Origin of the sequence: Vibrio sp. OPT46 (genome assembly GCF_015163535.1) — a bacterium.
GTDB classification, from domain to species: domain Bacteria; phylum Pseudomonadota; class Gammaproteobacteria; order Enterobacterales; family Vibrionaceae; genus Vibrio; species Vibrio alginolyticus.
In genome coordinates this window covers 6,223-14,180 of record NZ_JADDYG010000796.1, presented here as the reverse complement: position 1 = coordinate 14,180, position 7,958 = coordinate 6,223, and the positions used below count along the sequence as shown (strand labels likewise).

Genomic DNA, 7,958 nt, shown 5'->3' with positions numbered 1-7,958 from the left:
CTTATAAGAGATGTCTCTCACGAATTGAGAACGCCGTTAGCGAGGCAGAACTTGGTTCTGCATCTTTTGCGAAAGCGTGTTGGAGAAAGTGAGCAAAGCCTAGTGGCAAGGCTAGAAGATGAAGCAAAAGAGCTAAACCATTTGATCAGCGATATATTGGAGTTCAGTCGCTTGGAAAATGCGCGCTTCGACAAAGCCACGAAACGCTGTGATTTAGAAGTTTTGCTCTCCCCGCAAGTAGAACGTTGCAAAATAGATTTGAAGTCAGAACAGACGTTGTCTTTCCGCTCAGAAGCTGTATGTGCTAAAGCCATTTGTGAAGAAACGCTGGTCATTCGTTGTTTGAACAATCTTATTGGTAATGCCATTAAATATTCAGGACCAGCATCTCAGATAGAAGTTTCTCTGGAAAATTATGTCAAAGAAGGGCAGCAGTTCACCACCATGTCAGTATCTGATGATGGGCCTGGTATTCCAGAGAACAAGCTGGTCGATATTTTTGATCCGTTTACACGCTTAGATGCTTCTAGAGATAAAAAGCTTGGTGGCTACGGTTTAGGTCTTGCGATTGTCAAAGAATCCATGCGTATTATGGGTGGAGCAGTCACGGCGAAAAACCGTGAGCAAGGCGGTTTGAGGGTTACTTTAGTGTTCAAGCAATAAGTATGATTAAGTCGTAATTTTTGTGATTAATGTCACATTATCATGGCGCATCATCAGAGAGTACTTTACAAAAGTTTGCAAATGCAAAGAATGTAAATTTAATGCAAATGGTAATACTTATCACTTATATTCACCCGCGAAATAATTAAGAGGGAATCGCATTCAACAAGTATGTGACCCGAAAAATAATAATCGGAGTGAAAGGATATGTTTACTAAGAGCCATTTGGCGTTAGTGATCGGTGCAGTGTTAGCAACACCTGCAGTGGCGGAAGTTCAAACAGACGAACATGTAGTTGTAGAAGGTCGAGAGTTCGGCTACAAGGCAGATACAAACAGTACAGCAATGCGCATGGAAATGACGCAGCTGGAAACGCCGGGACAAGTAGCGGTTATCGATGAAACGGTAATTGATGAGCAGCGTGCAAGTACACTTGGTGAAGTGCTACGTAACGATGCAAGTGTTAGCGCGGGTGGTACAAGCCGTAACCGCGAACGTTTCTCTCTACGTGGTTTTGAACTTAGCAGTTCAGACGGTTTTCTTCGTGATGGTCGTCAACACTGGTCACACTACCGTCAGCCAATTGAGCTTTTAGAGCGTGTTGAAGTGCTTAAAGGTCCATCAGGTCTGCTATACGGTAAATCTGAGCCGGGTGGTTTGGTAAACATGGTTTCGAAAAAACCAACAACTCAAACACAAGCAAGTTTGAGTCAAGATCTAGGTTCGAATGATCACTCACGCACTGTGCTTGATGTGAGTGGCGCGCTAAATGATGCAGAGACACTGCGAGCGCGCGCAATTTTTGCCAAAGAAAGCTACGGCTCTTGGCGCAGGTACGGTGATGGCACTGAGCCTAAAACAGATCGTACGGTAGCTGGCCTAGTGGTTGAGTACGATATCACAGACAACTTTATGGTATCGGCTCATTACGATCGCACGAAAGACGACGGTAGCGTGGACTCTGGCGCATACATTGTTGATGGCAAAGCGGTTCGCGGTGATAAGTACATTTGGGATGCGCAGTGGTCTGAAATTGATAACGAAGTAGAAAACTACGGTGTCGATATTAATGCGCAAGTCACGGATAACGTGAACGTAAAAGCAGGTTACAACCGCCAAGACTTTAAGCGTTTTGATGTAGAGTCTTACCCTAAGTTTGATCAGTATGAAGAGTTAAATACGATTAAGCATCGAGGCAACGATCGCTCCGATAATTGGGTATTTGATACTGCATATATAGATGTGACGACGGACTTTACTTTGTTCGGTACGGAAAACACGTTGTTAGTGGGCGCTAACTACTTAGATTACAGTTATGATCGCTTTATGGCATTTCATAATGAGGCGAGTATTGCGCCAGGAGAAACGGTGCCTAAGCCTAGCTATAGTAGTTCGAGGAAATCACCAACAGCTGAGTACGATACTTGGGGTATCTACGCGCAAAATATGATGACGATTAATGATTACTGGCAAGTGCTTGCAGGTGTTCGTTATGACGAAAAGCGTGATGATGAACTGACCGAAAACCAAGTTTCTCCAAAGTTAGGTGTGATATTCCACCCATCGACGAATGGCTCGGTTTACGTTCAGTATTCTGAAAGCTTCATGCCTCAAGGTGAAGTCAGCAACGGTAGTCGTACCTACATCAATGAAGGTGAGAAACTCGACGCTGAGCGTGGTATCTCTTATGAAATCGGTACGAAGTGGGAACTGTTTGATCAGCGTTTATTTGTATCTGGTGCTGTGTTTGATATCACGTTAGAGAACATCTCGCTGGATGTTGAAAGCGGCAAAGACGCGGGCGGCAATCTCCTACACAAGAAAACGCAAGGTGGTGAGCAAGTTCACAAAGGCGCTGAGTTAATGGCTCAAGGTTTTGTGACCCCAGAGTTGTCGCTAACCGCTTCTGCAATGTATTTGGATGCAGAGCTTAAGAAGGCAGAAAGATATGAAGGTAACCGCCCTGTAGACGTGCCAGAGTTCTCGGCAAGTCTATGGTCTAGCTACAAGGTTCAAGACAACACTAACTTAAACCTTGGTTTGATTTATGAAGGTGATCGCTACGGTGATGCAAAGAACACCTTCAAGAAAGATGGCTACGCTCGCGTTGATATGGGCGTGTCATACAAACATAAGTACGATGAGAACTTGGATATTATTGCTCGATTCAATGTCGAAAACTTATTCGATACTGACTACTTCGCAGGTGGTGGTAGCACGAATGGCGAGCAAAAAGGTGCGAGTGGGGTTGTGGTTGGAGAAAGCCGCAACTACATGGCAACAATCCAGTTCAAGTACTGATAACAATTTGATTATTAAAGGGGAAGGGTAGTCTTCCCCTTTGGTCGTTTTTGGAACACAGAAATATAACTCGTATGAATCTAATGAAATCAAGTATCGCTCTGTTGATATCATCGGTTTTGATTCCCGCTCACGCGGCGAACTTAAACGATGCACAAGCTGTGCAGAGTAAAACAAACCAGTCGTCGGCGGTAAGCCAAAAACGTATTGATGCAAGCGCAGAAAAATCACTTACTCTAGAAGCCGAAATTGAGCAGCTGCAAGAGGAAGTCGGTAACTTGAAGATTTATCGCGATCATCTTGCAAGCCTTGTTGAAAGTCAAAATCAAGAAGTTGATAGCTTGAACGAGCAAATTGAGCAGATTGCTCAAACTCGTCAAGGTGTCGTGCCTTTGATGTATCACATGCTTGAGGGCTTAAAAGTGCTCGTCGCTAACGACAAGCCTATACGCAAAGCGCAACGTGAGGAGCGAATTGCAAAGCTGGATTCCATGATGACGCGTGCAGACGTTGCGGATGCAGAGAAGTTTCGTCGTATTTTAGAAGCGTACCAAATTGAAATGGATTACGGCACCAAGCTTGGCGTTTACCAAGGCAAGATTAACCTGGGTGACAATGAAGTTGTGGAGGCGGACATTCTCTATTTAGGCCGTTTGTCTTTGGTAGCGCGTAGCTTATCTGGTGACACATTTTGGAGCTGGTCGCAGCAACAACACGCATGGCAACAAGTGGGTTCTGAGCAAAAATCAGAGCTAGACAAAGCGTTCGCTATGGCGAATAAACAGATCGCGCCGAGCATGTTAACTCTGCCAGTGTCGTTAACCGCTGCGGAGGGCAAATAAATGATGAAAAAATGGTTATCGGTTGCATTAATCTCGACAGCCGCATTAATGCCTCATACAACTTTTGCTAGTGATGCGTTGTTACAAAAGGCGCAGCAAGAAAATCGTCAACAGCAATCGCACAATGTCGCGCGTGAATCAGGTTTTAAGCAAACAGAGCAAGAGCTACAGACTATAAAGAATAAATTGGTGGCAGAGCGGGCTGCTCTTCAAGCAGAAGCGGACTCATTAAGTGTTACCTTCGGTGAAAATGAAGCAGAACTGGCACAGCTAGAAGAAAAGTTGCGTCTAGAAACCGGGAGCCTAGGTGAGTTATTTGGCGTCGTTCGCCAGAACGCAAAAGAGCTAGAGTCTGAGCTAAAAAGCTCAGTAACCGGTGTTGATGCAAACTCATATCAGAAAGATATCGATGCTATTGTTGCGGCTAAATCACTGCCAACGTTGACCCAACTTCAGGCGATGTGGCGCAGCATGGAAGAACAAATCAAAGCAAGCGGTGAAATGGCAAACGTCTCTTTCACACTGCTAAATGGCGAAGGTCGTGAACAAACGGTTAATGGTGTTCGTCTTGGTTCTATGGCGCTGCTGGATAAGACTGGCTACGTTAAGTGGAATGGTCAACGCGGAGACGCGGTAAACTATCTTCGTCAGCCTGAGAACGGTCCAACAGCGAATACTATTTCCTCTGGTGACATTGATGCACTTGTCATTGATCCGTCACGTGGCATTCTTCTTGAACAGCTTGCAAACTCACCGACTTTGGCTGATCGCCTAAATGCGGGTGGCGTTGTCGGTAAAATCATCCTTGGTTTATTGGCTATCGGCCTATTGATTGCGCTCGTACGTGGTGCATCACTGATGATTTCGCGCCAGAAAATCATGAAGCAACTGAAAACCCCAGCGCAGCCAGGAGACAACCCTTTGGGTCGCGTGCTAGCGGTATACCAGAAAGACAAGCATCGCAGCGTAGAAGCGTTAGAACTACGTCTTTTGGAAGCTGTTGTTGATGAGCAAACCCACCTAGAAAAAGGGTTGTCGATGCTTAAGCTTCTTGCAGCTCTAGCTCCTATGCTTGGCCTACTAGGCACGGTAACGGGTATGATCGAAACCTTCCAGGTCATCACTCAATTTGGTAATGGTGATCCGAAAGTAATGGCGGGTGGTATTTCAATGGCACTTGTGACTACCGTACTTGGCCTTGTTTCAGCCATGCCTTTGCTATTAGCGCACAACGTATTGAGCTCTCAAGCAGAAAATATTCGCAGTATCTTAGAAAAGCAAGGCATCGGTTTAGTTGCAGAACAAGCTGAGCGTGATATGCCGAGTAACAAAAGCCATTCTAACACCTTAGCGGAGAACGCAGCGTAATGGAGCAGATCCTACTCAGCACATTGGGTTTGATCAGTGAGGATTGGGCCACAACCTTGATGAGCTTTATGCAGCAAGGTGGTCAAATCCTATGGTGGCTGGCCGCCGTCGTGGCGGTGTGCTGGCTGTTGGTTATGGAGCGAGTTATTTATCTCACAACGGTTTTCCCTGGGGTAAAAAAACAGCTTTGTGAGCAGTGGCAAGCAAGATCAGAGCACCACTCTTGGTACGCGCATCAAATCCGTGAAGGATGGATTGCAAAAGCGCAAATCGAACTGCGCCAAAACCTATCGACTATTAAGCTACTTGTGGCGGTTTGCCCAATGCTAGGGTTGTTAGGGACGGTGACAGGCATGATTACGGTGTTTGACGTAATGGCATCGCAAGGCAGCAGCAATCCGAAATTGATGGCTTCTGGTATCTCACTTGCTACGCTGCCAACCATGGCAGGTATGGTAGCAGCGCTTGCGGGCATGTTTATTCATGCTCGTCTTAGCAAAGTGTGTGAACGAAAAGCTATCCAGTTAGAACAATCTTTAAGGAGTCAAAAGTGAGACTCGGACGCAGACCTAACCAACAAGATGAAGCTCAAGTCGATTTAACCTCGATGCTTGATATCGTCTTCATCATGTTGATCTTCTTCATTGTGACCAGTTCGTTTGTACGTGAATCCGGTGTAGAAGTGAATCGCCCTCAGGCTTCTAATGTAGTAAGCCAAAAAGATGCGGGCATTTTTATCGCAGTAACGGCAGCGAATGATGTGTACATCGACAAACGAGTGGTTGATATTGAGCGTGTTGAGGCCTCTATTGAGCACCTGTTACTTGATCAGCCTGATGCCTCGTTAGTTATCCAAGCTGACGAGCATGCTTACAATGGCACTGTCGTGAAAGTGATGGACGCTGCAAAGGCGGCGGGTGTGAAGAACATTGCGTTGGCGGCGGAGAAACCTTAATGGGCAGGCTGTTACTTGCACTACCAGCATCACTGTTAATTTCTGTGAGCTTGTTTAGCTTTATGGCGTGGATGGTTGATAAAGGCAACCAGCGTGCACCAGAAGCTTCAGAAGCCGTTCGTTTTGATATGGTGATGGTAGAGAATGAAGCAGACGTGCAGCGTCGTCAACGTTCAGTGCCGGAGCAACCAGAACCACCTCAAGCGCCGGAGCCAATGGATCTGTCTCAAGCTGACACTCAAATGGAACCAATGAGTCAGATGACGCCAGTCAGTGCTTTAGGTTTAAACACAGCCCTTGAAGGCATCGCGATTAGCGCCCCAAACTTGAAGGGAACAATGGGCAACCAGCAAGCACTGCCGTTGTATCGTGTTGATCCTCGCTATCCAAGTAAGGCGCTGAAACGTAGAGTGGAAGGTTATGTCATTATGCGTTTCACGATCGATGCAACTGGACGACCAAAAGATATTGAAGTGATCGAGGCTGAGCCCGAGCGCATGTTTGAAAGGGAAGCAATCCGTGCGCTTAAAAAATGGAAGTATCAGCCAAAAGTTGAGGATGGTGTGTCAATTGAGCAGTTCGGACAAACCGCTAAAGTGGAGTTCAAGTTAGCCAAATGATGAAAAAATTCTTAATCGGTACGGTATTAAGCCTGAGTGCACTCTCAACCATTGCCAGTGAGTTAAGCCAATACACCGCAGCGAGAGTTCAACGAGCACATAATTTGGCTCAAGAAGAGAAACTGAAAGAAGCGATTTCATCTCTTGAAGCTATGGAGCTTTCTCGTGGATATGATCAAGCTTATGTCGCTCGAATGTTGGGTATTTTTTACTGGCAGAATGAGCAAACTCAAGCGGCGATTAAGCAACTTGAGTTGGCAGTCAATAGTGGTTTGCTACAAGATGAGCAAGCATGGCAAACCCGAAAAATGTTGGCTGATATACTGCTGAACGAGCAACGTTTTTCTAAGGCGTTACCTCATTACTATGCCTTGAGCCAAAACATTCCTAAAGGTCAAAAAGCGCATGAGCTATGGCTGCGTATTTCCCAATCTCATTATCAACTGAGTCAGTGGCAAAAAGTGCTTTCAGCAATGGCTCGTTATGAGAAATTTGGTCAGCCAGACAAGCTTGGCGCATTGTCGATAAAGCTTTCTGCTGAGCTAGAACTGAAAAAGTGGAAGCCGGCAATCTCGACCATCAAACGCTTAATCGTGATTGAACCTGAACGAATTGAATGGTGGCGTCAGCTTGTTGCTCTATACCTACGGGTTGATGACAACAAACGTGCCCTAGACTCTTTGGCGTTGGCAAAACTGAAAGGGTTACAACTTAGCCAAGATGACTTAAAGCTGCTGGCACAATTGTACGCGAAACGAGGTATTCCTGAGAGAGCTGCGTTGGTGATGAACGAGCTAGAGGATGTAAACTCGAATAGTAAGCTAAAAGCTCAGCAAGCAACGTATTGGCAAATGGCAAAAGAGTGGGAAGAGTCTATTGATAGCTGGCGTATTGCAGCTCAGCTAGATAGGCAGTATTACTGGAACTATTCTCAACTGTTGGTGCAAGAAGGCCATTATAAAGATGCCATTGCCGCGCTCGATAAGGTCAGAGGTCGTAAAGCGGATGTTGCACTTATCAAAACTCGCGCTTACTACAAACTTAAGCGGTTTGACGATGCGCTCGCTAATGCCAAAAGAGCGAATGAGATTAAGCCATCGAATCAGGCAAAGAGTTGGGTTAAGTATCTATCCCAGCTACGCAAAGTAGAATCGACGCAGAACTCATAGCGAACATTTTTATTAAATACCCGAGCTCAGTCTCGGGTAT

General features: G+C 45.8%; 8 protein-coding genes. All 8 read left to right on the top strand.

The window, feature by feature from the left end:
* Positions 1 to 663, top strand: a 663-nt coding sequence (locus IQR33_RS27925) for a sensor histidine kinase (protein ID WP_193844245.1), incomplete at its 5' end; no start/stop codon positions are given.
* A gap of 207 nt (positions 664 to 870) precedes the next feature.
* The gene (locus tag IQR33_RS27920; RefSeq protein WP_161440718.1) at positions 871 to 2,964 is read left to right on the top strand and encodes a TonB-dependent siderophore receptor; all 2,094 of its coding nucleotides are present in this window, start codon (positions 871 to 873) and stop codon (positions 2,962 to 2,964) included.
* A gap of 74 nt (positions 2,965 to 3,038) precedes the next feature.
* On the top strand, positions 3,039 to 3,806 hold the full coding sequence (locus tag IQR33_RS27915; protein WP_085569258.1) for a DUF3450 domain-containing protein: 768 nt from the start codon (positions 3,039 to 3,041) through the stop codon (positions 3,804 to 3,806).
* Positions 3,807 to 5,174, top strand: coding sequence for a MotA/TolQ/ExbB proton channel family protein (locus IQR33_RS27910; RefSeq protein ID WP_085569257.1), 1,368 nt, complete (start codon positions 3,807 to 3,809; stop codon positions 5,172 to 5,174).
* A complete protein-coding gene (locus tag IQR33_RS27905) occupies positions 5,174 to 5,728 on the top strand; it encodes a MotA/TolQ/ExbB proton channel family protein (protein WP_017635540.1) in 555 nt (184 codons plus the stop codon). The genes IQR33_RS27910 and IQR33_RS27905 overlap by 1 nt, the downstream gene beginning before the upstream one ends.
* Positions 5,725 to 6,129 carry an ExbD/TolR family protein gene (locus IQR33_RS27900; RefSeq protein WP_005374257.1) on the top strand — a complete coding sequence of 135 codons (405 nt, stop codon included), beginning with the start codon at positions 5,725 to 5,727 and terminating at the stop codon, positions 6,127 to 6,129. Before IQR33_RS27905 ends, IQR33_RS27900 begins: the two co-directional genes overlap by 4 nt.
* Entirely contained in the window at positions 6,129 to 6,749 is a 621-nt protein-coding gene (locus IQR33_RS27895) for an energy transducer TonB (protein ID WP_005374256.1), read from the top strand. Before IQR33_RS27900 ends, IQR33_RS27895 begins: the two co-directional genes overlap by 1 nt.
* The gene (locus IQR33_RS27890; protein ID WP_054574485.1) at positions 6,746 to 7,918 is read left to right on the top strand and encodes a tetratricopeptide repeat protein; all 1,173 of its coding nucleotides are present in this window, start codon (positions 6,746 to 6,748) and stop codon (positions 7,916 to 7,918) included. The genes IQR33_RS27895 and IQR33_RS27890 overlap by 4 nt, the downstream gene beginning before the upstream one ends.
* Positions 7,919 to 7,958 lie beyond the last annotated feature (40 nt).

Coding starts and splice junctions, on each gene's coding strand:
- IQR33_RS27920 (WP_161440718.1), top strand. CDS start 871: ATGTTTACTAAGAGCCATTTGGCGTTAGTGATCGGTGCAGTGTTAGCA.
- IQR33_RS27915 (WP_085569258.1), top strand. CDS start 3,039: ATGAATCTAATGAAATCAAGTATCGCTCTGTTGATATCATCGGTTTTG.
- IQR33_RS27910 (WP_085569257.1), top strand. CDS start 3,807: ATGATGAAAAAATGGTTATCGGTTGCATTAATCTCGACAGCCGCATTA.
- IQR33_RS27905 (WP_017635540.1), top strand. CDS start 5,174: ATGGAGCAGATCCTACTCAGCACATTGGGTTTGATCAGTGAGGATTGG.
- IQR33_RS27895 (WP_005374256.1), top strand. CDS start 6,129: ATGGGCAGGCTGTTACTTGCACTACCAGCATCACTGTTAATTTCTGTG.
- IQR33_RS27890 (WP_054574485.1), top strand. CDS start 6,746: ATGATGAAAAAATTCTTAATCGGTACGGTATTAAGCCTGAGTGCACTC.